Here is a 21504-nt window from a genome sequence, read left to right on the forward strand (position 1 = left end):
CGGCATCGTGAAAGGTTTCAAATGAGTTGCCGGGACGTTAGGCAGGTCCCCTGGGTCGCGTCAATGGGGGTGAACGGAAATTCTCCAGCGGCCCTTGCGTTCGTGAGGCTCTGTCAGTTCGGGCCTGCCGGAAGGGTTGACAGCTCTCGGGGGCGCTCCTACCTTCAAGCCGCGTGAATCGTTTCAGATTCATTCGCGTTCAGACCGATGTCACAGGAGCGACGAAGTGACCGAGCACGCCACGGTGAAGGCCGCCCTCATGTCCCAGGCCATCGAGACTCCCTCATGGGCGTACGGGAACTCCGGCACCCGCTTCAAGGTCTTCGCCCGGCCAGGCGTGCCCCGCACGCCCCAGGAGAAACTCGACGACGCGGCGAAGGTGCACGAGTTCACCGGAGCCGCACCCACCGTCGCCCTCCATATTCCCTGGGACACGGTCGACGACTACGCGGCCCTCGCCGCGTACGCCCGGGACCGGGGCCTCACCCTGGGGGCCGTCAACGCCAACACCTTCCAGGAGGACGACTACCGCCTCGGCAGTGTCTGCCACCCGGAGGCCGCCGTCCGGCGCAAGGCGCTGGACCACCTCCTGGCCTGCGTCGACATCATGGACGCGACGGGATCCCGGGACCTCAAGCTGTGGTTCGCGGACGGTACGAACTACCCGGGGCAGGACGACATCCGCGAGCGGCAGGACCGGCTCGCCGAGGCACTGGCCGCCGTGTACGAACGGCTCGGCGACGACCAGCGGATGCTCCTGGAGTACAAGCTGTTCGAACCCGCCTTCTACACGACCGACGTGCCGGACTGGGGCACGGCCTACGCCCACTGTCTCAAGCTCGGCCCCAAGGCCCAGGTCGTCGTGGACACCGGGCACCACGCACCCGGCACCAACATCGAGTTCATCGTCGCGACCCTGCTGCGCGAGGGCCGGCTCGGCGGCTTCGACTTCAACTCCCGCTTCTACGCCGACGACGACCTGATGGTCGGGGCGGCCGACCCCTTCCAGCTCTTCCGCATCATGTACGAGGTCGTCCGGGGCGGCGGGCTCACCGCGGACGTCGCCTTCATGCTCGACCAGTGCCACAACATCGAGGAGAAGATCCCCGCGATCATCCGCTCGGTGATGAACGTGCAGGAGGCCACCGCGAAGGCGCTCCTCGTGGACCGCGAGGTGCTGGCCGCCACGCAGCGCACCGGTGACGTGCTGGAGGCGAACGCCGCGCTCATGGACGCCTACAACACCGACGTACGTCCGCTGCTCGCCGAGGTCCGCGAGGAACAGGGCCTCGACGGCGACCCGATGACCGCCTACCGGCGCTCCGGCTGGGCGGCGAAGACCGCCGGGGAACGGATCGGCGGACAGCAGGCGGGCTGGGGGGCGTAGCCCTCCGGGGCCCGCCACGCCCGCGTCCCGCGCCCGGCGGGCCGCACGCCCCGCCCGGCCCCGCGCCCGAACCGCCACTCCGCCGCCCCCGAGCGAAGGACACCGAGAAACCCATGGCACTCCATCCCGAAGCCGCGGCGCTGCTGGCCCGCTCCCACCGGCTCGGCTCCGACCCGCGCAACACGAACTACGCAGGCGGCAACGCCTCCGCCAAGGGCGCCGCGCCCGACCCGGTCACCGGCGACGACGTCGAGCTGATGTGGGTCAAGGGCTCCGGCGGCGACCTCGGCACCCTCACCGAAGAAGGGCTCGCCGTCCTCCGCCTCGACCGGCTCCGCGCCCTGCGGACCGTCTACGCCGGCGAGGCGCGCGAGGACGAGATGGTCGCCGCGTTCGACTACTGCCTGCACGGCAAGGGCGGCGCCGCCCCCTCCATCGACACCGCCATGCACGGCCTCGTCGACGCCCCGCACGTCGACCATCTGCACCCGGACTCCGGGATCGCGCTGGCCTGCGCCGCCGACGGCGAGAAGCTGACCGCCGACTGCTTCGGCGGGACGGTCGCCTGGGTGCCCTGGCGGCGTCCCGGTTTCCAGCTCGGCCTGGACATCGCCGCGGTCAAGGACGCGAACCCGGGGGCCATCGGCTGTGTCCTCGGCGGTCACGGCATCACCGCCTGGGGCGAGACGTCCGAGGAGTGCGAGGCCAACGCGCTCCACATCATCCGCACCGCCGGGACGTTCCTCGCCGAACGCGGCAGGCCCGAGCCGTTCGGGCCGGTCCTCGACGGGTACGAGGCGCTGCCCCGGGCCGAGCGCCGTGCGCGGGCCGCCGCCCTCGCCCCGTACATCCGCGCGCTCGCCTCCGAGGACCGCACCCAGGTCGGGCACTTCGACGACTCCGACGCGGTCCTGGACTTCCTCGCCCGCACCGAACACCCGAGGCTCGCGGCGCTGGGCACCTCCTGCCCGGACCACTTCCTCCGCACGAAGGTCAGGCCGCTGGTCCTGGACCTCCCTCCGGCCGCCGAACTCGCCGAAGCCGTAAGTCGTTTGAGCGAGCTGCACGCCGCCTACCGGGAGGAGTACGCCGCCTACTACACCCGTCACGCCGAGCCCGGATCGCCCCCGATGCGCGGTGCGGACCCGGCGATCGTGCTGATCCCCGGGGTGGGCATGTTCAGCTTCGGCAAGGACAAGCAGACCGCCCGTGTGGCGGGGGAGTTCTACCTCAACGCGATCAACGTGATGCGCGGCGCGGAAGCCGTCTCCTCCTACGCTCCGATCGAGGAGTCGGAGAAGTTCCGCATCGAGTACTGGGCGCTGGAGGAGGCGAAACTCCGGCGGATGCCGAAGCCGAAGCCGCTGGCCACCCGGGTCGCCCTGGTGACGGGCGCGGGCAGCGGCATCGGCAGGGCCATCGCACGCCGCCTCGTCGCGGAGGGCGCCTGTGTGGTCGTCGCGGACCTGGACGCCGCGAGCGGGGCCGCCGTCGCCGAGGAACTGGGCGGCCCCGACCGGGCGGTGGCCGTCCCCGTCGACGTCACCAGCGAGGAGCAGATCGCCGACGCCTTCGCGGCGGCCGCGCTCGCCTTCGGCGGCGTCGACCTGGTGGTGAACAACGCGGGCATCTCCATCTCCAAGCCCTTGGCGGAGACCACGGCCCAGGACTGGGACCTCCAGCACGCCATCATGGCCCGGGGCTCCTTCCTCGTGGCCCGTGAGGCGGCGCGCGTCATGCGCGCCCAGGGCTTCGGCGGCGATCTCGTCTACATCGCCTCCAAGAACGCCGTCTTCGCCGGTCCGAACAACGTGGCCTACTCCGCGGCCAAGGCCGACCAGGCTCACCAAGTGCGCCTGTTGGCTGCTGAGTTGGGCAGCGACGGTATCCGTGTCAACGGTGTCAACCCGGACGGTGTCGTACGCGGCTCCGGTATCTTCGCCGGCGGCTGGGGGGCGCAGCGCGCCGCGACATACGGCATCGAGGAGGAGAAGCTCGGCGAGTTCTACGCCCAACGCACCCTCCTCAAGCGCGAAGTGCTGCCCGAACACGTCGCGAACGCCGTCTTCGCCCTCACCGGCGGCGAGTTGACCCACACCACCGGCCTCCACATCCCCGTCGACGCCGGGGTCGCCGGGGCCTTCCTGCGATGAGCGCGCCCACGCGTACCCTCGCCGCGGCCGACCTGGGAGCCTCCAGCGGCCGGGTCATGGTCGGCCGCGTCGGCCCCGACATCCTGGACCTCACCGAGGTCCACCGCTTCCCCAACCGTCCCGCCCACCTGCCGGAAGGCCTGCGCTGGGACATCCTCGGCCTCTACCGGGGGGTGCTCGACGGGCTGCGCGCGGCGGGCCCGGTCGACTCCCTCGGCATCGACAGCTGGGCCGTGGACCACGGCCTCCTCGACGCCCGGGGCGCCCTCATCGGCAACCCCGTCCACTACCGCGACCGCCGCACCGAAGGCGTCCCGGAGAAGGTGTGGGCCACGGTCCCACCCGACGAGCTCTACCGGGCGACCGGCATCCAGTACGCCCCGTTCAACACGCTCTACCAACTCGTCGCCGCCCGCCACACACCGCAACTCGAAGCGGCCGTACGGCTGTTGCTGATCCCGGACCTGTTGACGTACTGGCTCACCGGCGAACAGGGCACCGAGCTCACCAACGCCTCCACCACCCAGCTCATCGACCCGCGCACCGGCGACTGGCACCATGGACTGGCCGACCGGCTCGGCATCGACCTCGGGCTCTTCGCCCCGCTGCGCCGCCCCGGCGACCCCGCCGGTGCGACGCTGCCCCTGGTCCAGGAGCTGACCGGGCTGCCCGGCCCCGTACCGGTGACGACCGTCGGATCGCACGACACCGCATCCGCCGTCGCCGCCGTCCCGGCCGCCCGTGCCGAGCGCTTCGCCTACCTCTGCACCGGCACCTGGTCGCTGGCCGGACTCGAACTCGACGCGCCCGTCACCACGGAGGCGAGCCGCGCGGCAAACTTCACCAACGAGCTGGGCATCGACGGCACCGTCCGCTTCCTGCGCAACATCATGGGCATGTGGCTGCTCCAGGAGTGCATGCGCACCTGGGGCCGGGAGGATGTGACATCCCTGCTCGCCGAGGCCGCCCGTGCTCCCGCCCTGCGGTCCGTCGTGGACGCCGCCGCACCGGAGTTCCTGGCCCCCGGCGACATGCCCGAACGCATCGCGGCCGCCTGCCGGGCGACCGGGCAGCCCGTGCCCGCGACGCCGGGCGCGACCACCCGCTGCATCCTCGACTCGCTGGCCCTCGCCCACCGGCGCGCGATCCACCAGGCGCAGCGCCTGGCCGACCGCGCGGTCGACGTCGTGCACATCGTCGGCGGCGGGGCGCGCAACGCGCTGCTGTGCCAACTCACCGCCGACGCCTGCGGGCTGCCGGTCGTGGCCGGCCCCGCCGAAGCGGCCGCCCTCGGCAACGTCCTCGTCCAGGCGCGCGCCCACGGCCTGCCGGGCGACCTCGCCGCCGGCCGTGAACTCATCGCCCGCACCCAGCCCCTGACCCGCTACGAACCGTCGGGAGACCCGGCGGTCTGGGAGGCGGCCGCGCGCCGCACCGAAGGAACGCGCCGCCTGCACGCTTGACCGTTCCCCCGCCCCACCGCTGTCCCTTCTCCTCTCTTCCCGCCCCTTCCCCTCGCCGAATCGGAGCCGAGTGTGATCAGCCGACGACGACTGCTCAGCACGACCGCCACCGCCCTGGGAACCACCCTCATCGCCGGAGCCGTCCCGCCCGCACACGCCGCGGAACGCGGTGCGCACGGAGCCAAGGGGCTCCGGGTGGGCGGCTCGACCGCCGAGTACGTGAAGAACCCGCTCGGCCTCGGCGCCGCCCGCCCGCGCCTCGGCTGGCCGCTCACCGCCACCGCGCCGGGCCGCACACAGAGCGCGTACCAGATCCGCGTCGCGCTCAGCGAACGGGCCCTGGAGCGGCCCGACGTGTGGGACAGCGGCAAGGTCGAGTCCGCCGAATCGGCACAAGTGACGTACGCCGGTCCGGAGTTGCGCTCCCGCACCCGCTACTACTGGACCGTGCGGGTCTGGGACGACCGGGGCCAGGTCTCCGGCTGGTCCGCACCCGCCTGGTGGGAGACCGGGCTCACCGAGGCCTCGGACTGGTCCGCCGACTGGATCGGGGCGCCCGCCTCCCTCGTCGGCGCCCCCGCCCTCGACGAGGCCTCCTGGATCTGGTTCCCGGAAGGCGACCCGGCGAGCAGCGCCCCGGCCGCGACCCGGTGGTTCCGGGGCGCGTTCGACGTACCGGAGGGAGTGACCCGGGCCCGGCTGGTGCTCACCGCCGACGACGGGTACATCGCCCACCTCGACGGTACGGAAGTGGCGCGGGCCGAACCGGACGAGGTCGCCAGGGCCTGGAGCCGCCCCTCGGTCACCGATGTCACCGAACGGCTCGCCCCCGGCCGCCATGTTCTCGCGGTCGCCGCGACCAACGAGGTCACCGGCCCCGCCGGGCTGCTCGGGGCCCTGGAGCTGACCACCGCCGACGGCGTGCGCACCATCGCCACCGGCGACGGCTGGAAGACCGCCGACGCCGAACCCGCGGGCGACTGGCAGGCGTTGGAGTACGACGACGGGGCCTGGCCCGCCGCGAAGGTCCTCGCCGCATGGGGCTCCGGCCCCTGGGGGAAGGTCGCTCCCGCCTACGCGCCCGTCGCCCAGCTGCGCCACGAGTTCCGGCTGCGCCGCAAGCCCGTCGCACGGGCCCGGCTCTACTCCACGGCCCTCGGTCTGTACGAGGCCCACCTCAACGGCAAGCGCGTCGGCACGGACCGGCTCGCCCCGGGCTGGACCGACTACGCCCGGCGGATCCAGTACCAGACCCATGACGTCACGGAGCTGCTCACCTCCGGGGCCAACACCCTCGCCGTGGAGCTGGCGACCGGCTGGTACGCGGGCAACGTCGGCATGTTCGGCCCGCATCAGTACGGCGAACACCCGGCGTTCCTCGGACAGTTGGAGGTGACGTACCGCGACGGAACCACCGAGCGGGTGCTGTCCGGCACTGACTGGCGGGCCGCCACCGGCCCCATCACCCTGGCGGACCTCCTCACCGGCGAGACCTACGACGCCCGCCTGGAGACCGACGGCTGGCTGCGCTCCGGCTTCGACGACGCCGCCTGGGCGAAGGCCGTGCCCGCCGAGGAGGAGGTCACCGCCGAACTGGTCGCGGAGCCCGACGGTCCCTGCCGCGTCATCCAGGAGCTGAAGGCCCGGAAGATCACCGAACCCCGCCCCGGCGTCTTCGTCTTCGACCTCGGCCAGAACATGGTCGGCACCGCACGCCTGCGCGTCACCGGCCGGGCCGGCACCACCGTGCGCCTGCGCCACGCGGAGGTCCTGAACCCCGACGGCACCGTCTACACCACCAACCTCCGCACCGCCGCCGCGACCGACCACTACACACTCAAGGGCGGCGGCCGCGAGACGTACGAGCCGCGCTTCACCTTCCACGGCTTCCGCTACGTCGAAGTGACCGGCTATCCCGGCAAGCCACCGCTGGACGCCGTCGTCGGGCGGGTGATCCACACCGACGCGCCCCTCACCATGGAGTTCGAGACGAACCTCCCGATGCTCAACCAGCTCCACAGCAACATCACCTGGGGCCTGCGCGGCAACTTCCTCTCCATCCCCACCGACACCCCCGCCCGCGACGAACGCCTCGGCTGGACCGGCGACATCAACGTCTTCGCGCCCACCGCCGCCTACGCGATGGAGTCCGCGCGGTTCCTCGGCAAATGGCTGAGCGACCTCCAGGACGACCAGACCGCCGACGGGGCCTTCACGGACGTCGCGCCGCACGTCGAAGGCCTCGGCGCGGGCTCGGCCGGCTGGGGCGACGCGGGCGTCACCGTCCCCTGGGCCCTCCACCAGGCGTACGGCGACACCCGGGTCCTGGAGGCGGCCTGGCCCTCCATGCTGAAGTGGCTCGACTACCTGGACGCCCACAGCACCGGACGGCTGCGGCCCGCCACCGGCTACGGCGACTGGCTGAACATCGCCGACGACACCCCCAAGGACGTCATCGCGACCGCCTACTACGCCCACAGCGCCGACCTCGTGGCCCGTACCGCCCGGGTCCTGGGCAAGGACCCGGCCCCGTACACCGCCCTGTTCGCGGAGGTCCGCGAGGCCTTCCGTGCCGCGTACGTCACCGACGGCGGCCGGGTGAAGGGCGACACCCAGACCGCCTACGTCCTGGCGCTCTCCATGGACCTCCTGAGCACCGGGGAACGCACCACCGCGGCCGACCGCCTCGTCGCCCTCATCGAGGCGAAGGACTGGCATCTGTCCACGGGCTTCCTCGGCACCCCGCGCCTGCTCCCCGTCCTCACCGACACCGGGCACACCGACGTGGCGTACCGGCTGCTGCTCCAGCGGACCTTCCCGAGCTGGGGCTACCAGATCGACCGCGGGGCCACGACCATGTGGGAGCGCTGGGACTCCATCAAGCCCGACGGAAGCTTCCAGGACGCCGGGATGAACTCCTTCAACCACTACGCCTACGGCTCGGTGGGGGAGTGGATGTACGCCCACATCGCGGGCATCGCCCCCGCCGCCCCCGGCTTCCGCGAGGTCACCGTGCGGCCCCGGCCCGGCGGCGGCATCACCCGCGCCCGGGGCCGCTTCGCCTCCCTCCACGGGCCGGTCACCACCGACTGGAAGACGGAGAAGGGCCGCTTCCACCTGACCGTGGGCCTGCCCGTGAACACCACCGCCGAGGTGTGGATCCCGGCGGACCGGGCCGAGGACGTCACGCACACCGGCGCCCGGTTCCTGCGGCTGGAGGACGGCTGCGCGGTCTTCGCCGTCGGCTCGGGAAGCCACCGCTTCGCGGTCTGAGTCCGCCCGGAGGAGAGGCGTACGCCGTACCGGCGGCCAGGCACCACCGGTACGGCGTACGCGCGCCCAGGCGACGGGCCGCGCCGCCGTCACCCCTCGCGCCGTGACCGCCAGAGCAGCCAGATGAAGTAGGGCGCTCCGACCACGGCGGTGAGGAGTCCGACCGGGATCTGCGCCGGCGCGATGACCGTCCGGCCGACCGTGTCGGACACGACCACCAGCAGCGCGCCGAGCAGCGCACTCAGCGGAACGACCCGCACATGACGGCGGCCCACCAGGGCGCGCGCCGCGTGCGGGGCGACGAGGCCGACGAACCCGATCACACCGACTGCCGCGACGGCCCCCGCCGTCAGGAGGACGGCGAGGCTCAGCAGACCCAGCCGGGTGGCCCCGATCCGTACGCCGAGCAGGGCGGGCGTCTCGTTGTCCAGCCCGATCAGGTCCAGTTCACGGCGCATCACCGCGAGGACGGGCAGCGCGACGACCAGGGCCACCAGCACCGGAATCAGCTCCGGGAACGTCCGGCCGTACGTCGAGCCGCCGAGCCAGGCCAGTGCCTTCGTCTGGTTGTACGGGTCGGTGAGCACGATCAGCAGACTGACGAACGCACCCGCGCCCGCCTGGACCCCGATGCCGATCAGCACCAGCCGGTTCTGTTCCAGACCACGCCGTGCGGCAAGCCCGAACACCAGCCCCGCCGCGGCCGCCGCACCGGCCAGCGCGGAGCCGCTGATCAGCCAGAAGCTTGCCAGCGGTACGAAGGTGAGGACGGTCACCGCCCCCACCCCGGCCCCGCTGACGACGCCGAGAACGCCCGGCTCCGCGAGCGGATTGCGCGACACCGCCTGGACGACGGCGCCCGCGACCGCCAGCGCCGCACCGGCCAGCAGGGCGGCGGCGACCCGGGGGACGCGCGTGTCGAGGATGTACGTGACCAACTGGCCGGAACGGCCGGTGAGCCAGTTGCCCACATCGCCCAGCAGCAGCGTCGCGTCGCCGAACAGCGTCGCCGCCACCACCGCGCCGAGCAGCGCCACGACGGTCACCGACAGGGTGAGGACGAACGCGCGCCGGCCGCGCAGCCGGGCGAACGCCGTCGAGCCGCTGTCCGAGCCCATGTCGCGCGACCGGTAGGCCAGGACGACCAGGACGAGCGCGCCGAAACAGGTCGTGACGATGCCGGTGGGCACCTCCGCCCCCGCCTGGCCGCCGAACACCGCACGCAGCAGCACATCCGCGCCGAGCACCACGAGCACACCCGCGAGCGCCGACGCGGGGATGAACGCCCGGTGCCGGACCAGGCCCGGGATCCAGGTGCTGAGCAGCCGGACCACGGCGGGCGCGCACAGGCCGACGAAGCCGACCGGCCCCGCGACCGCCACCGACACCGCCGCCAGCAGCACCGCGAGGACCACGGCGACGCTGCGCGTCAGCCGGGGGCTCACCCCCACGACCGCCGCGCCGTCGTCGCCGAGGGCGAGGATGTCGAGGCGGCGGCCCATCAACATGAGCCCGGCGAACGCCAGGAGTGCGACCGGGGCCAGCCGGTCGATGGACTGCATGCCGATCTGGGCGAGTGAACCCTCGCCCCAGGCGAACAGCCCGGTCGTCTGCTGGGAGCGCAGGAGCAGCAGCGTCCCGCTCATACCGGACAGCGCGAGGGTGAGCGCGGATCCCGCCAGCACCAGCCGGATGGGCCCGGCCCCCGCCCGCGACAGACCGAGGACGACACCCGCCGCGAGGAGCCCGCCGAGGAACGCGGTGGCCCCGGCCGGCAGCGCGGGCAGGGAGATGCCGAACGCGGCGACGGTGACCACCGCGAAGTACGCGCCCGCGTTCACGGCGAGCGTGTCGGGGGAGGCCAGCATGTTGCGCGACACCGACTGGAGGGCGGCGCCCGCCGCGCCGAGCGCGCAGCCGACGAGCAGCCCCGCCGCGAGCCGGGGCAGCCGGGAGTCCAGGACCACGGCGGCCGTCTGCTCGTGCGCGGTCCGGTCGGACGACGAGCCGGTCGCCAACTGCCAGAGCGTGTGCAGATCGACGGCGGCGGTGCCCTGGCTCACATGGGTGACCGCGAGCGCGGCCAGGGCGAGCAGCCCCGCGAGCGCGAGGAGAAGCATCCGGCCGCGACGGGCCGGGGGGCCGGCCGTCACCGGGGCGACGGCCCCGGCCGGACCGGCCGCGCCCGCCGCCGTCTTCACGGGGGCGGGCGGGGCGGTTGTGGTGCGTGTGCTCATCGTCAGTCGGTCAGCGCACCGACGAGGGCGTCGATGTACTCGCGCATCGACGCGGTGCCGCCGAACATCCAGACACCGTCGGGCAGCCGATGGACCTCGTCGTTCTTGACGAACGGGAGGGACTTCCAGACCGCGTTGTCCTTGAGGCCGTCGGCGAACGGGTCGCCGCCGTCGGAGTCGTTGGCGATGTACGCGAACTGCGCGTCGCCGATCTTCGTGAGGCCCTCGACGTCGGTCGCGGCCAGGCCGTAGGCCTTGTCGCCCTTCAGCTTCCACGGGTCGACGAGACCGAGCTCGGTGTTGACGTCGGAGAGCAGCGAGCCCTTGACGTACGGGCGGACCGAGACCTGGTTGCCCTCCTGCCAGCCGTCGGCGAAGGCGACCTTCTCGCCGTCGAGACCGGCGTCCGCGAGCTTCTTCTTCCCGTCCGCGACCGCCTTGCGGAAGGAGTCGACCTCGGACTTGGCCTTGTCCTCGGTGCCGGTGGCCTCGGCGATGAGGTTGACCGTGTCGATCATCTGGTCGATCTGACGGCTCGCGTCGGCGGAGCGGACCACGACGACCGGGGCGGCCTTGGACAGCTGCGCGATGGCGGAGTCGGACAGGTCGGTGGTGGCGACGATGAGGTCGGGCTCGAGCGCGGCGACGGTGGCGACGCTGGGCTCGCCCCGGGTGCCTATGTCCTTGACGCCCTTGGTGAGCGGCGCGGCCTTGTCGTACGCGGTGTAGCCCTTGACGTCGGCCACGCCGACCGGCTGGACGCCGAGGGTGACGAGCGTCTCGACGACGTTCCACTCGGTGCCGACGACGCGCTTGGCCGGCCCGTCGAGGGTGACCTTCTTGCCGCGGGAGTCGGTGACCGTCACCGCGCTGTCCCCGGCGGACTCCTTCTTCGGAGCCTCGGTGGTGCCGCAGGCCGTGAGGGCGAGCGCGGCCGCGGCGGCGAGGACGGGCCACGTCAGGTGCTGGTTCTTCATGAGGGTGTTCAGGGCCTTTCGGAACGAAGGTGGTGGCGGCCGACCGCGCGGGTGCGCGGGATGCCGGTGGAGGAGTCGGGTTCGACGTCGATGCGGATGCCGTAGGCGTCGCTGAGCCGCTCGGGGGCGTAGACCTCGGCGGGCGTGCCAGCGGCGACGATCCGTCCGGACGCGAGCAGGACGACCTGGTCGGCCACGGCGGCGGCCTGGTCCAGGTCGTGCAGTACGACCCCGACGGTGACGCCGTGGGTGTCGGCCAGATCGCGGACGAGGTCGAGGATCTCCACCTGGTACCGCAGGTCGAGATAGGTCGTCGGCTCGTCGAGGAGGAGTACGTCGGTGTCCTGGGCCAGGCAGCAGGCGAACCAGACGCGCTGCAACTGCCCGCCGGACAGGCTCTCCACCCCGCGGTCGGCGAACTCGGTGAGGTGGGTGACGGCCAGCGCGTGCTCGACCATCCGGGCCCCGTCCGGGTCGGACCCCCGGAGCCCGGCCCGGTAGGGGTGGCGGCCGAATCCGACCACGTCGCGCACGCTGAGCCCGGCCGGTGCGTTGCGGCTCTGCGCGAGCAGGGTGACACGGCGGGCGAAGTCGGAGCGCGACAGGGCGAGCGCGTCGACGGGCGCGGCGTCCTCGGCCTGGGCCGCCACGGTCACGGTGCCGGTACGGGCCTTGTGCAGCCGGGCCACGGCCCGCAACAGGGTGGACTTCCCGCTGCCGTTCGGCCCGATGAGCGCGGTGACACGACCGCGCGGCAGCCGGAGGTCGGCCCCGTGCACGACGTCGGTGCGGTCGTACGCGATGGTCACGTCGCGGGCGTCCAGGCCGGCGTCGGGTTCGGCGTCGGGTTCGGAGCGCCGACGCGGCGGCGGGTCTTCTCGGTCGAGGGCAGGAGCGATCACGACGTGAGGTTAGCCTGACCTAACTTCTCCAGGTCAAGCGGGATCCGGAATTGTGTCCTCCGTGTGATCCACGCGTGGTCGGCCGGTCGGTGGGCGTCCGTCTCCGGCAGGGCTGCCGGAGGGGATGATTCGCCGCGTGAGCCCCCGGACGGCGGTACTTTCCGGCCGAAGCGGCGGTTTGGCGCATCGGGGCGCTCTGGAGTATCCGCAGGTCAAGCGGTCGTTTCGGATTGAACCGCCGAAGTCCGTCCATATGCTGGACAGCTCGCGCGGGGTGCCTGAGCTGCCCGAATGACCATTCGGTCGGTTCGAACGTTCGTCTGCGGCTGGAAGCTGGCCGTCGACGTGCGCCTACTTTCCGCATGCGTAAGACTCCTGACCGCAATCACGCACCTGACCAAGGAGTTTTCACCCATGCCACGCAATCCTCACGCCATCTTCGCAACCGTCACGGCGAGCACCCTCCTGCTCGGCGGGTTCGCGGCCACCGCCGCACAGGCCGCACCGGCGAAGGCGGAGAGCCTCTACGCACCCTCGGCGCTCGTCCTCACCGTCGCCCGGGGCGAGGACCCGCTGACCGCCACCGTCGAGCGGGCCGTCACGCTCACCTGCGCCCCCACCGCCGAGGGAACGCACCCCACGCCCGCCGCGGCCTGCAAGGAACTGGCAGAGGTCCAGGGCAAGTTCGCCGAACTGGCCGCCGGCCCGTCGAACCGGACGTGCACCCGCCAGTGGGACCCGGTCGTGGTGACCGCCCACGGCGTCTGGCAGGGCAAGCCGGTCCAGTTCAGCACCACGTACGGCAACGCCTGCGAGATGGCGGGCAACATGAACGACAACGCCGTCTTCTCCTTCTGATCCACCGGGGCGTGCCGACGCCGGAGTGACGGAGCGCGACACCGTCCTCCCCGCCCGAACGCGTCCGGCGACCCGCCCCACCCGGCGTGCCCCGCACACGCCCCCGTCCACGACGACCGGGAGCCACGCGGTCGCCCGAGCCGTTTCCGCCGCGGCCGGCAGCGACCCGCCCCGGTCGGTTGGACCCCTGCGTTCCGCGACGGTCCGTTCCGCTACGGTCCACTCGGCCGGTCCGGGGACTCCTGCGTCACCCGCGTGCCCGGATGGCGCAGCGAGATCAGGAACGCCACGGCCAGCGCGATGGCCATCCCGTAGAACACCCACTGGTTCGCCTGGGCGAAGTCCATCCGGATCGCGGCCATCGAGTCCCGTACGGTCTCGGCCACCGGCCCGGAGCCGGACGGCCCCCGCGAGTCCGCGTGACCGGTCACCGACTGCGCGACGGACTCGGCGATGTCGCGCGACTCGCCGTCCGGCACGCCCTTGCTCCGCAGCGTCTCGTCCACCTTGGTGATCGTCGTATGGGTCAGCATGGTGCCGTAGACGGCAAGACCGATGCTGGCGGCGAAGTTGCGCACCGTCTGGGTGATGCCGGTGACCTCGCCGTACGAGGCGTCGATCGCCCGGTTCACCGCGTCCGTCGAGGCCGGCGCCAGCAGCAGTCCGATGCCCGCGCCCGCCATGGCCGCGTACAGCCATTGGTCGTGCATGGACAGCGTCGTCAACTTCCCCGCCCACAGCGCGAACCCGACCGCACCGAGCGCCGTGCCGAGTTTCATCGCCGGACGTGCGCCGCGCTTGTCGAGGATCCTGCCGCCCCACTGCGAGGCGAGCCCGAAGCCGATGAAGAAGTAGAGGAGGTACAGCGCGGCCTGGTTCGGCGAGGCGCTCAGCGAGACCTGCGCGTACACGGAGGCGAAGAAGAACACCGGGACGAACGCCATCATGGCGAAGAACAGCACGGCGTTGTCGACGCGGAACGCCAGATCGCGGAAGACCCGCAGCTTGATCAACGGGAAGCGGGTGCGCAGCTCGAACCGGCAGAACACCGACAGGACCAGCAGCCCGCCCGCGATGCAGGCCCAGGTGGCGACGGAGTCCCAGCCCCAGGTGCCCGCCTGCTGCAGACCGAGCACCGTCAGCCCCATGCCGACGGCGACCAGCGCCGCGCCGGGCAGGTCCAGCGGCTCGCGGCGGGCCCGGTCCGGGATATGGGCCAGCAGCGCCAGTACGACGGCGATGACGGCGATCGGGACGTTGACCCAGAAGATCGCCCGCCAGGTCCACGCGGTGAGCCAGCCGCCGAGCAGCGGCCCGACCGCGGTCAGCGCTCCGGACACCCCGAAGAACAGCGCCAGCGCCCGGCCCCGCCGCTCCACGGGAAAGACGGCGATGACCACGGCGAGTGCGGCGGGGAACATCAGTGCGGCGCCGATGCCCTGGACGGCCCGGAAGCCGATCAGCCAGGCCTGCGCGAAGTCCCCGGAGGGCACAGCTCCGCACAGGGCGGAGGCGATGACGAAGACCAGGGTGCCGATCAGCATCACGCGGCGGTGCCCGAAGATGTCGGACAGCCTTCCGCCCAGGGCGAAGAAGGCGGCCAGCGTCAGCAGATAGGCGTTGACGACCCACTGCATCTGCGAGGAGGTGAGCCCGAGTTCATTGATGATGTCCGGGGCGGCGATCGCGACGATGGTCTGGTCGATGAACGTCATCGACACGGCGAACAGCATGGCCGCGAGAGCGAGGCCCTGGTTCGGTGGGCCGCCCCGCCGGGCGGCCGTTCCCGGATCCGATGACCTCGGACCGGGGGCGCCCTTCTCCGGGATGTCTCTGCCCATGCGTCCATGGTGCTCGGACCGCCGCCGCACTGCATCCCGAGCCGCGAGCGCGCCCCCGCCGCAGGGCGCATCCCGGGGGCGGGGGCGGGGCGGCATACGCGCTACTTGGCTGCCGCGGATCCCGTGTACGGGAGCAGGGCCATCTCGCGGGCGTTCTTGATGGCGGCGGCCATCTGTCGCTGCTGCTGGGCGCTGATCCGGGTGACCCGCCGGCTGCGGATCTTTCCCCGGTCGGAGATGAACCGCCGCAGCAGATCGGTGTCCTTGTAGTCGATGTACGTGATCCTGGCGGCGTCCAGGGGGTTCGGCCGGTTCTTGAGCGGCTTGCGGGGGTCCTGCTGACGGGCCATGAGTCTTCCTCGTGCTCGATGTGTTCGGGATGTTCGGGGTGTCCGGCGGGGCGGCGTGTTCGGTTGCCCGGGTTGCTTCGGTGGTTTCGCTGCGCGGGCGATACGGTCCGGCTCAGTGGACCGGGTCGAGGAGCGCGTCGAACGCGGCGGGCAGGCTCTTCCACGCCTCCCGCCCGGAGCCGTATTCCTCGTCCGTGAGCAGGCAGGAGTCCAGCAGCCCGGTCAGACCGTCGCGGTCGAGGCCGGGGGAGACGAAGACCAGGTGCTGGCAGCAGTCGCCGTGCTCGGGGTGCCAGTCCAGCGCGGCGGCGGCCCGCCGGTAGGGCGGCACCATGGACCAGGCGGCGTCCGGGAGCGAGGCGAGCCAGGGTCCGGTGTTCTCCACGCAGAGCGCGCCGCCCGCGGCTTCCCAGGAGAGGAGCGTGTCGGGCCGGTCCGCGAGCCAGAACCGGCCCCGGCTGCGGGCCGCGGCGCAGCTCAGGTCCTCCAGGGCGTCGAGGAGGCGTTCGGGGTGGAAGGGCCGGTGCCGCCGCCAGACGAGCGTGCCCACCCCGGCCTCCTCCGCCTCCTGCGGCAGCAGGGCGCAGGCCGGGTGCTGCCCCGCGTCCGCCGCCTCCACATCGAAACCGGCGAACGCGAGACGGGCCAACTCCGCCGAACCGGCCGCTGCCTGACGTGCCGTCGGATGGAGCTGCCGGATCAGCGCACGGTCCTCGTCGTCGGCCGCCGGGCTCGGCGCCACGGCGAGGACGGGGGCGTACTCCACCTGCCGGGCCCAGGTGTCGCCGACGGTCCGCCGGTCGCCGGGCGCCGCCGCGAGCCCGGCCTCGGCGAGATCGTCGCCGTTGGAGAGGCAGGGCAGGACGAGGGTGGGGTCGACCGCCGCGAACACGTTGGTCACCTCGGCGGCGGTGGTGTGCGCGGCGATCACCTCGGCCATGGACTTCGGCTCGACGGAGTCCCAGAGCTCCACGATGGCGAGGCGGGTCACCCCGTCCTCCGCGAGCCGTTCGAGTTCGGGCACGAGGTCCTCGCGCAGCGCGCAGCAGGCGCATTCGTTGACCAGCGGCGTTTCGCCGGAAGCCAACTCGCCCCCGGCGTCCCGCAGCGAGCGGCGGACCGTTCCGCCGGTGGCCGTCGCCAGATCGTGATGGAGCGCGACGCTGTGCGGAACCTCCCGCAGCAGCCCCTCCACCACATCGCGGCGCGCCTCGGAGTGCAGACCGCAGACGATGACGACGGGCAGCTTCGCGCGGTGCCCGCTCACCGGGCCGCACCGCGTCCGTAACGGCGCTCGAAGCGCTCCACGCGTCCGGCGGTGTCCAGGACGCGGGCGGTCCCGGTGTAGAAGGGGTGGCTCGCGGAGGAGATCTCCACGTCGACCACCGGGTAGGTGTTGCCGTCCTCCCATACGACGGTGCGGTCGCTGGTCATCGTCGAACGGGTCAGGAACGCGAAGTCGGCGGCCTTGTCGCGGAAGACGACGGGGCCGTACGAGGGGTGGATTCCGGGCTTCATGGCGGTGTCCTCGGGGGTGTGCTTCTGGGTCGGGCGTCGGGGGAGCGGGAGCTTCAGCGCTCCTCGCGGAAGTCGACATGGCGGCGGGCGACCGGGTCGTACTTGCGCAGCACCATCCGGTCGGGGTCGTTCCGCCGGTTCTTGCGGGTGACGTAGGTGTAGCCGGTCCCCGCGGTGGAGCGGAGCTTGATGACCGGGCGTACTTCGTTGCGAGCCATGGGCGCTACTATATGGCAATGGTTTCCATTTTCAATAATGGATGCGTCGAAGGAGAGGTAGGTAACGTTCATGTCCGCCCACTGCCAACTGACCGGCTCGAAGCCGGGATTCGGCAACAACATCTCCCACTCGCACCACCGGACATCCCGCCGGTTCGACCCGAATGTCCAGCGCAAGCGGTACTGGCTGCCCGGTGAGGGGCGCTATGTGCGCCTCACGCTGAGCGCCCGGGCGATCAAGACGATCGACAGCATCGGCATCGAAGCCGCGGTCGCGCGCATCCGTGCGCGGGGAGGGAAGGTCTGATGGCGAAGAAGAGCAAGATCGCACGGAACGACAGCCGTCGGGCGACCGTCGAGCGGTACGCGGCGCGCAGGGCGGAGCTCAAGGAGATCATCCGCCGGTCCGGCACGCCGGAGCGGGAACGGGCCGCAGCCGTCGAGGAGTTGCGGCGTCAGCCGCGCGATGCCAGTGCCACCCGGGTCCGCAACCGGGACGGCGTCGACGGCAGGCCCCGAGGGTATCTGCGTAAGTTCGGCCTCTCCCGCGTCTCGATGCGCGAACAGGCCCACGCGGGATTCCTGCCAGGGGTGACCAAGTCCTCCTGGTGACGCCGGCCGCCTTCCCGGTGACGCGGGGCTGAGCGAGTCGGGCGCGGCGGGTGGTGGCGCGACGGTGTCCGCCGCGCCACCACCCGTTCTCCCCGCGCTGTCACCCGGGGCGTCGTGCTCAGCGGCCGACCGGATCGGCGTGCGCTCCGTCCCCGGGGGTGAGCAGGGCGAGGTGGCCGCCGTCGTCCAGGGGGGTCGGGACGGTCAGGGTGGTGACCCGCGCCGCCCGGTCCGCGTCGAAGAGGTGGACCTCGCCGTGGCCACCGCGGCTGACCGCGACCAGGCCGCCGCCGGGGGAGGCGGCGACGGCCCGCCGCTGCACTCCGTCCCAGGGGGTGCCGCCGGGCCGGGGCGCACCGGACATGGCGGGCAGGGGCAGCCGCGCGCTCACCGCCGGGCGGGATCCGGCGACCGGGGGTGCGGTGAGCAGGATGAGTTCGTCGCCGTCCGGGTGGACCCGGGTGTACGCGATGTGGCGGGCGGTCACCGCGAGCCGGAAGACCAGCCCCGGACCCAGGTCCAGCCTCCCCGTGACGCCGGTGTCGAGGTGGTGCCACCAGGCGTCGTTGGACCAGTCGGGCCACTGCCCGGGGTCACCCGGACCGCCGCGCACGCACGACCAGAGCATGCGGCGTACGGGGTCGAGCCGCAGGTAGTAGCCGCGCCCGCCGGACCGGCCGTCGGCGGACCAGGACAGCGGAGCCTCGGGCGCGAGGTCGTCCCCCTTCCGCCGCGCGCGATGCACCCCCGAGCCGGCGGCGGCGAACATCCGCCCGGTGAGCGGGTCGTGGGCATCGCCGTGTCCGTCGTCGTCGGGCAGGGCGATCCGCCGGACCGGGGTCGCCGGCGGGCAGGCGGAGGCCGAGCGCATCAGGTCGCGGTGCCGGTGGACCAGCAGTTCGCCCGGCTCCCGGTGGCGCAGCACCACGAGCGGGGACGGTCCGCCGAGGACCGTGACGCCCGGCTCGCCGGTCCGCCCCCGTACGCGTACGGCGACGGCGCCGTCCGGTGCGTCGAGGTCGACGGCGGTCAGAAGTCCCGTCCAGGCCTCCTCGTTGCGGCCGAGGCCGGTGGTCACCGCGAGCTGCCGGCCGCCCGGGGCCGCCGCCAGATGCTCGGCGGGGATGGCGACCGGTATCCGCCGCCGGACCAGCGGCCGGTCCGCGCCGGGGCCGTAGGGGTCGAGGACCAGCAGCTCACCCGCCCGGTCGTCCACGCAGGCGATCAGGTCGTCCGGCAGGGCGAGGAAGCCCGCGTGCTCGGCGAGGTGCCGGTGGTTCAGTACCGCCCGCTCGGTGCCGTCCGGAAGGTCCAACAGGCTGATCCGCCCGGCGACATGGTCGGAGACCAGGAGACGCGGCGGCGTCCGCGGCGAGGGCCGGGGGGTGCGGGGGCGGGGGTGGGGATGCGGCATGGCGAACTCCTGGCATTGGCGGGAACGCGCTGACTTTATTGGAAATGATAATCATGTGTAAGGTTTCGGCTTGTGGCGGGGATGCTCCCGGGGCTCCACCGCCACTGCCGCATCCCCGGGACCACAGAGGAACGTTGAGGGACCGCCGATGCCACGAACCGCGCTGAGAGTCCGACGCTGGGCAGCGATCGCCGTACTGGGCGGCCTGCTGGCCGGCTGCGGGACGGAGAACGCCGACACCGGGAAGCCGGCCGCGGCGGCCGGTGCCGGAGCCCGTACGAGCACGGAGGTGCGGCCCATCGAGGCCGCCACCCGGATCACCGACGTCAAGGGCGTCACGGTCTCCCTGCCGAAGCCGCCGGAGAAGATCGTCTGCTTGGTCGCCCTCTGCGACGACATCCTCGTCGAGCTGGGCATGACCCCGACCGCCACCAACTCCCAGGTGCTGGCGCACCCGGAGTTCCTGGGCGAGGCGAAGGCGGCGGAGGTGCCGGTCGTGCCCGGCGGCTTCCTCAGCCCCGAGGTCGAGGCGATCCTCTCCCACAAGCCCGACCTGGTGATCGGCCTGGAGGACACGCACGGCAAGCTGGCCCCCGCGCTGAAGGGCGCGACCACCTTCTGGCCGGTCCAGCCCGGATCCTGGCAGGACAGCGTCGGCTATCTGCGGGACCTCGCCGCGCTCACCGGCCGCACCGAACAGGGCGAGAAGGCCGAGAAGACCTTCCGCACCCGCCTGGCGGAGGCGGAGAAGCGCAAGAGCGACAAGACCGCGCTGATCGTCTACGGCAGCGACGAGAACTTCGGCGTGGCCACCCCGGAGACCGACGTGGCGGCCGGGCTGTTCCCGAAGATCTCCCAGTACCCGTGGAAGAGCCGTGGCGTGGACGGGAGTTACAGCCTGGAGGAGATCCTCGCCCGGGACGTCGACGTCCTGTTCGTGGAGACCCTGTCCTTCGGAGCCCCGGACGGCAAGCTCTCCGACAAGCTGGCGAAGAACCCCCTCTGGTCACGTATCCCCGCCGTGAAGAACGGCAAGGTCATCGAGGTCGACTCCGAGGTGTGGGCCAAGGGGCGCGGCACCCGGTCCCTGGGCGTCGTCCTCGACGAGGCGACGGCCGCACTGCGGTGAGGCGTCCGCCCGTCGCGCTGCTCTGCCTGGGCGCGGTGGCCCTGGCGAGCGCCGTCTGCGCGCTCAGCCTCGGCACGCCGTACGTCCCACCCGCCAGGCTCCCGGCGACACTGGGGTCCGACGGGCTCGCGGGGCTCGTCGTCACCGAACTGCGGCTGCCCCGCATGGTCCTGGCCCTGCTCGCCGGCGCCTGTCTGGGCGCGGCGGGCCTCGTCCTCCAGGAGGCCCTGCGCAACCCGCTGGCCGTGCCGGAGATGCTGGGAGTCTCCTCCGGCGCCGCCCTGGGCGTCGCGGCCCCGCTGGTCCTGGCCCTGTCCGTCCCGCTGGGGCTGCAGCCGTTCCTCGCCCTGGCCGGGGCGGCGATCGGCGGTCTGCTCACGCTGGTCGCCGCCGGATTCGGACGGAGTCCGTCAGCCGTCCTGCTGACCGGAGCCGCCGTCGCGGCCGCGCTCCAGGCGGGACTGCTGGTGCTGATGGTCATGGCCGACCAGCTCGACCTCCAGCTCATCTACCGCTACCTGCTGGGCAGTCTGTCCGCCCGCACCTGGGACGACGTCACCGGTCTGCTGCCCTGGCTCGCCGTGGCCGTCCCGGCGCTGGTGCTGTGCGTGCCGGTGCTCGGGGTGCTGCGGCTGGGCGACGACGACGCCCGTGCGCTGGGCGTACGGGTGGAGAGGGCGCGGGTGGCCGCGCTCGGCATCGCCGTCGTCCTCATCGCCCCCGTCGTCGCGGTCTGCGGTCCGGTGGCCTGGGTCGGCTTCCTCGCCCCGCACCTGGCCCGCCGTCTCCGCCCGGACGGTGGCGCGGCCGGGTGGCTCGTGCGGTCGGCGGTGTGCGGCGCGATCGTCGTGCTCTGCGCCGACCAGCCGGCCCGGCTGGCCCTGGCTCCGGTCGAAACGCCCGTCGGCGCGTGGACCGCCCTGGTCGGGGTGCCGGTCGGAGTGGTGCTGCTGAAACGGGGGAGGCGGCCGGCCGGGGACCCGGGGCCCGAGGCCCTGTCCGCGGCCGGGAGTTCGCCCGAACCGGGGACCGCGGCCGTGCCGGTGGGCCGGTCCGTATCGGGGAGTTCGCCCGTTCCGGGAGGTCCGTCCGCGCCGGGGATCCCGTCCGCGCCGAGGGGTCCGCAGGACGTCCCCGGCGCCGTCCTGCGGAAGGCGGAACGATGACTCTTC

Annotated in this window: 18 protein-coding genes; 9 read left to right on the forward strand and 9 right to left on the reverse strand. The window is 72.7% G+C overall.

The features are described 5' to 3' along the window. The first annotated feature begins 226 nt into the window (after positions 1-226). The 4 genes from rhaI to KV381_RS34240 all read left to right on the forward strand — a co-directional run bounded on the left by rhaI (position 227) and on the right by KV381_RS34240 (position 8276). On the forward strand, positions 227-1387 hold the full coding sequence (gene rhaI, locus KV381_RS34225) for an L-rhamnose isomerase (RefSeq protein ID WP_218787025.1): 1161 nt from the start codon (positions 227-229) through the stop codon (positions 1385-1387). A 113-nt stretch (positions 1388-1500) separates the two neighbouring features. Then, positions 1501-3540 (forward strand): bifunctional aldolase/short-chain dehydrogenase, encoded by a 2040-nt coding sequence (locus KV381_RS34230; protein ID WP_098026403.1) that lies wholly within the window; start codon positions 1501-1503, stop codon positions 3538-3540. After that, positions 3537-5003, forward strand: coding sequence for a rhamnulokinase family protein (locus KV381_RS34235; RefSeq protein ID WP_218787026.1), 1467 nt, complete (start codon positions 3537-3539; stop codon positions 5001-5003). Before KV381_RS34230 ends, KV381_RS34235 begins: the two co-directional genes overlap by 4 nt. A gap of 72 nt (positions 5004-5075) precedes the next feature. After that, positions 5076-8276, forward strand: coding sequence for an alpha-L-rhamnosidase (locus tag KV381_RS34240; protein WP_218787027.1), 3201 nt, complete (start codon positions 5076-5078; stop codon positions 8274-8276). An 89-nt stretch (positions 8277-8365) separates the two neighbouring features. On the opposite strand, the gene KV381_RS34245 is transcribed toward KV381_RS34240, so the two are convergent. The 3 genes from KV381_RS34245 to KV381_RS34255 are packed head-to-tail and all read right to left on the reverse strand — an operon-like array spanning position 8366 to position 12392. Continuing rightward, on the reverse strand, positions 8366-10513 hold the full coding sequence (locus tag KV381_RS34245) for an iron ABC transporter permease (RefSeq protein ID WP_218787028.1): 2148 nt from the start codon (positions 10511-10513) through the stop codon (positions 8366-8368). A 2-nt stretch (positions 10514-10515) separates the two neighbouring features. Then, positions 10516-11490, reverse strand: coding sequence for an iron-siderophore ABC transporter substrate-binding protein (locus tag KV381_RS34250; protein ID WP_098026399.1), 975 nt, complete (start codon positions 11488-11490; stop codon positions 10516-10518). Between the two features lie 8 nt (positions 11491-11498). Then, positions 11499-12392 carry an ABC transporter ATP-binding protein gene (locus KV381_RS34255; RefSeq protein WP_030081821.1) on the reverse strand — a complete coding sequence of 298 codons (894 nt, stop codon included), beginning with the start codon at positions 12390-12392 and terminating at the stop codon, positions 11499-11501. A gap of 414 nt (positions 12393-12806) precedes the next feature. On the opposite strand from KV381_RS34255, the gene KV381_RS34260 reads away from it, so the two are divergent. Next, positions 12807-13250, forward strand: a complete 444-nt coding sequence (locus KV381_RS34260) for a subtilase-type protease inhibitor (protein ID WP_030633771.1) — start codon at positions 12807-12809, stop codon at positions 13248-13250. 212 nt (positions 13251-13462) lie between these two features. On the opposite strand, the gene KV381_RS34265 is transcribed toward KV381_RS34260, so the two are convergent. The 5 genes from KV381_RS34265 to rpmG form a co-directional block, all read right to left on the reverse strand. Beyond that, positions 13463-15091 carry an MFS transporter gene (locus KV381_RS34265; RefSeq protein ID WP_103537588.1) on the reverse strand — a complete coding sequence of 543 codons (1629 nt, stop codon included), beginning with the start codon at positions 15089-15091 and terminating at the stop codon, positions 13463-13465. A 101-nt stretch (positions 15092-15192) separates the two neighbouring features. Continuing rightward, positions 15193-15441, reverse strand: coding sequence for a 30S ribosomal protein S18 (gene rpsR, locus KV381_RS34270; protein WP_030633775.1), 249 nt, complete (start codon positions 15439-15441; stop codon positions 15193-15195). A gap of 112 nt (positions 15442-15553) precedes the next feature. Continuing rightward, positions 15554-16708 carry a GTP-binding protein gene (locus tag KV381_RS34275; protein WP_218787029.1) on the reverse strand — a complete coding sequence of 385 codons (1155 nt, stop codon included), beginning with the start codon at positions 16706-16708 and terminating at the stop codon, positions 15554-15556. Next, a complete protein-coding gene (locus KV381_RS34280) occupies positions 16705-16959 on the reverse strand; it encodes a type B 50S ribosomal protein L31 (RefSeq protein ID WP_030081831.1) in 255 nt (84 codons plus the stop codon). The genes KV381_RS34275 and KV381_RS34280 overlap by 4 nt, the downstream gene beginning before the upstream one ends. A gap of 53 nt (positions 16960-17012) precedes the next feature. After that, a complete protein-coding gene (gene rpmG, locus KV381_RS34285; RefSeq protein WP_003964410.1) occupies positions 17013-17177 on the reverse strand; it encodes a 50S ribosomal protein L33 in 165 nt (54 codons plus the stop codon). 70 nt (positions 17178-17247) lie between these two features. Between rpmG and rpmB the strand changes: the two genes are divergently transcribed. Then, a complete protein-coding gene (gene rpmB / locus KV381_RS34290) occupies positions 17248-17484 on the forward strand; it encodes a 50S ribosomal protein L28 (protein WP_030633778.1) in 237 nt (78 codons plus the stop codon). Then, complete coding sequence (rpsN, locus tag KV381_RS34295; protein ID WP_218787030.1) at positions 17484-17789, forward strand: 30S ribosomal protein S14; 306 nt, start codon at positions 17484-17486, stop codon at positions 17787-17789. The genes rpmB and rpsN overlap by 1 nt, the downstream gene beginning before the upstream one ends. 118 nt (positions 17790-17907) lie before the next feature. Here rpsN and KV381_RS34300 read toward each other — a convergent pair whose 3' ends face one another. Next, positions 17908-19203 (reverse strand): hypothetical protein, encoded by a 1296-nt coding sequence (locus KV381_RS34300; protein WP_218787031.1) that lies wholly within the window; start codon positions 19201-19203, stop codon positions 17908-17910. Between the two features lie 148 nt (positions 19204-19351). Between KV381_RS34300 and KV381_RS34305 the strand changes: the two genes are divergently transcribed. Further along, complete coding sequence (locus KV381_RS34305; RefSeq protein WP_098027170.1) at positions 19352-20332, forward strand: ABC transporter substrate-binding protein; 981 nt, start codon at positions 19352-19354, stop codon at positions 20330-20332. Further along, positions 20329-21498 carry an iron ABC transporter permease gene (locus KV381_RS34310; protein WP_218787032.1) on the forward strand — a complete coding sequence of 390 codons (1170 nt, stop codon included), beginning with the start codon at positions 20329-20331 and terminating at the stop codon, positions 21496-21498. The genes KV381_RS34305 and KV381_RS34310 overlap by 4 nt, the downstream gene beginning before the upstream one ends. Positions 21499-21504 lie beyond the last annotated feature (6 nt).

This window comes from Streptomyces sp. WY228 (assembly GCF_019287315.1).
GTDB lineage: Bacteria > Actinomycetota > Actinomycetes > Streptomycetales > Streptomycetaceae > Streptomyces > Streptomyces caviscabies.

Bases quoted from the DNA above. Each gene is read 5' to 3' on its own strand.
- KV381_RS34230 (WP_098026403.1), top strand. From the start codon at position 1,501: ATGGCACTCCATCCCGAAGCCGCGGCGCTGCTGGCCCGCTCCCACCGG.
- KV381_RS34235 (WP_218787026.1), top strand. From the start codon at position 3,537: ATGAGCGCGCCCACGCGTACCCTCGCCGCGGCCGACCTGGGAGCCTCC.
- KV381_RS34245 (WP_218787028.1), bottom strand. From the start codon at position 10,513: ATGAGCACACGCACCACAACCGCCCCGCCCGCCCCCGTGAAGACGGCG.
- KV381_RS34250 (WP_098026399.1), bottom strand. From the start codon at position 11,490: ATGAAGAACCAGCACCTGACGTGGCCCGTCCTCGCCGCCGCGGCCGCG.
- KV381_RS34260 (WP_030633771.1), top strand. From the start codon at position 12,807: ATGCCACGCAATCCTCACGCCATCTTCGCAACCGTCACGGCGAGCACC.
- KV381_RS34265 (WP_103537588.1), bottom strand. From the start codon at position 15,091: ATGGGCAGAGACATCCCGGAGAAGGGCGCCCCCGGTCCGAGGTCATCG.
- rpsR (WP_030633775.1), bottom strand. From the start codon at position 15,441: ATGGCCCGTCAGCAGGACCCCCGCAAGCCGCTCAAGAACCGGCCGAAC.
- KV381_RS34280 (WP_030081831.1), bottom strand. From the start codon at position 16,959: ATGAAGCCCGGAATCCACCCCTCGTACGGCCCCGTCGTCTTCCGCGAC.
- rpmG (WP_003964410.1), bottom strand. From the start codon at position 17,177: ATGGCTCGCAACGAAGTACGCCCGGTCATCAAGCTCCGCTCCACCGCG.
- rpmB (WP_030633778.1), top strand. From the start codon at position 17,248: ATGTCCGCCCACTGCCAACTGACCGGCTCGAAGCCGGGATTCGGCAAC.
- rpsN (WP_218787030.1), top strand. From the start codon at position 17,484: ATGGCGAAGAAGAGCAAGATCGCACGGAACGACAGCCGTCGGGCGACC.
- KV381_RS34300 (WP_218787031.1), bottom strand. From the start codon at position 19,203: ATGCCGCATCCCCACCCCCGCCCCCGCACCCCCCGGCCCTCGCCGCGG.
- KV381_RS34305 (WP_098027170.1), top strand. From the start codon at position 19,352: ATGCCACGAACCGCGCTGAGAGTCCGACGCTGGGCAGCGATCGCCGTA.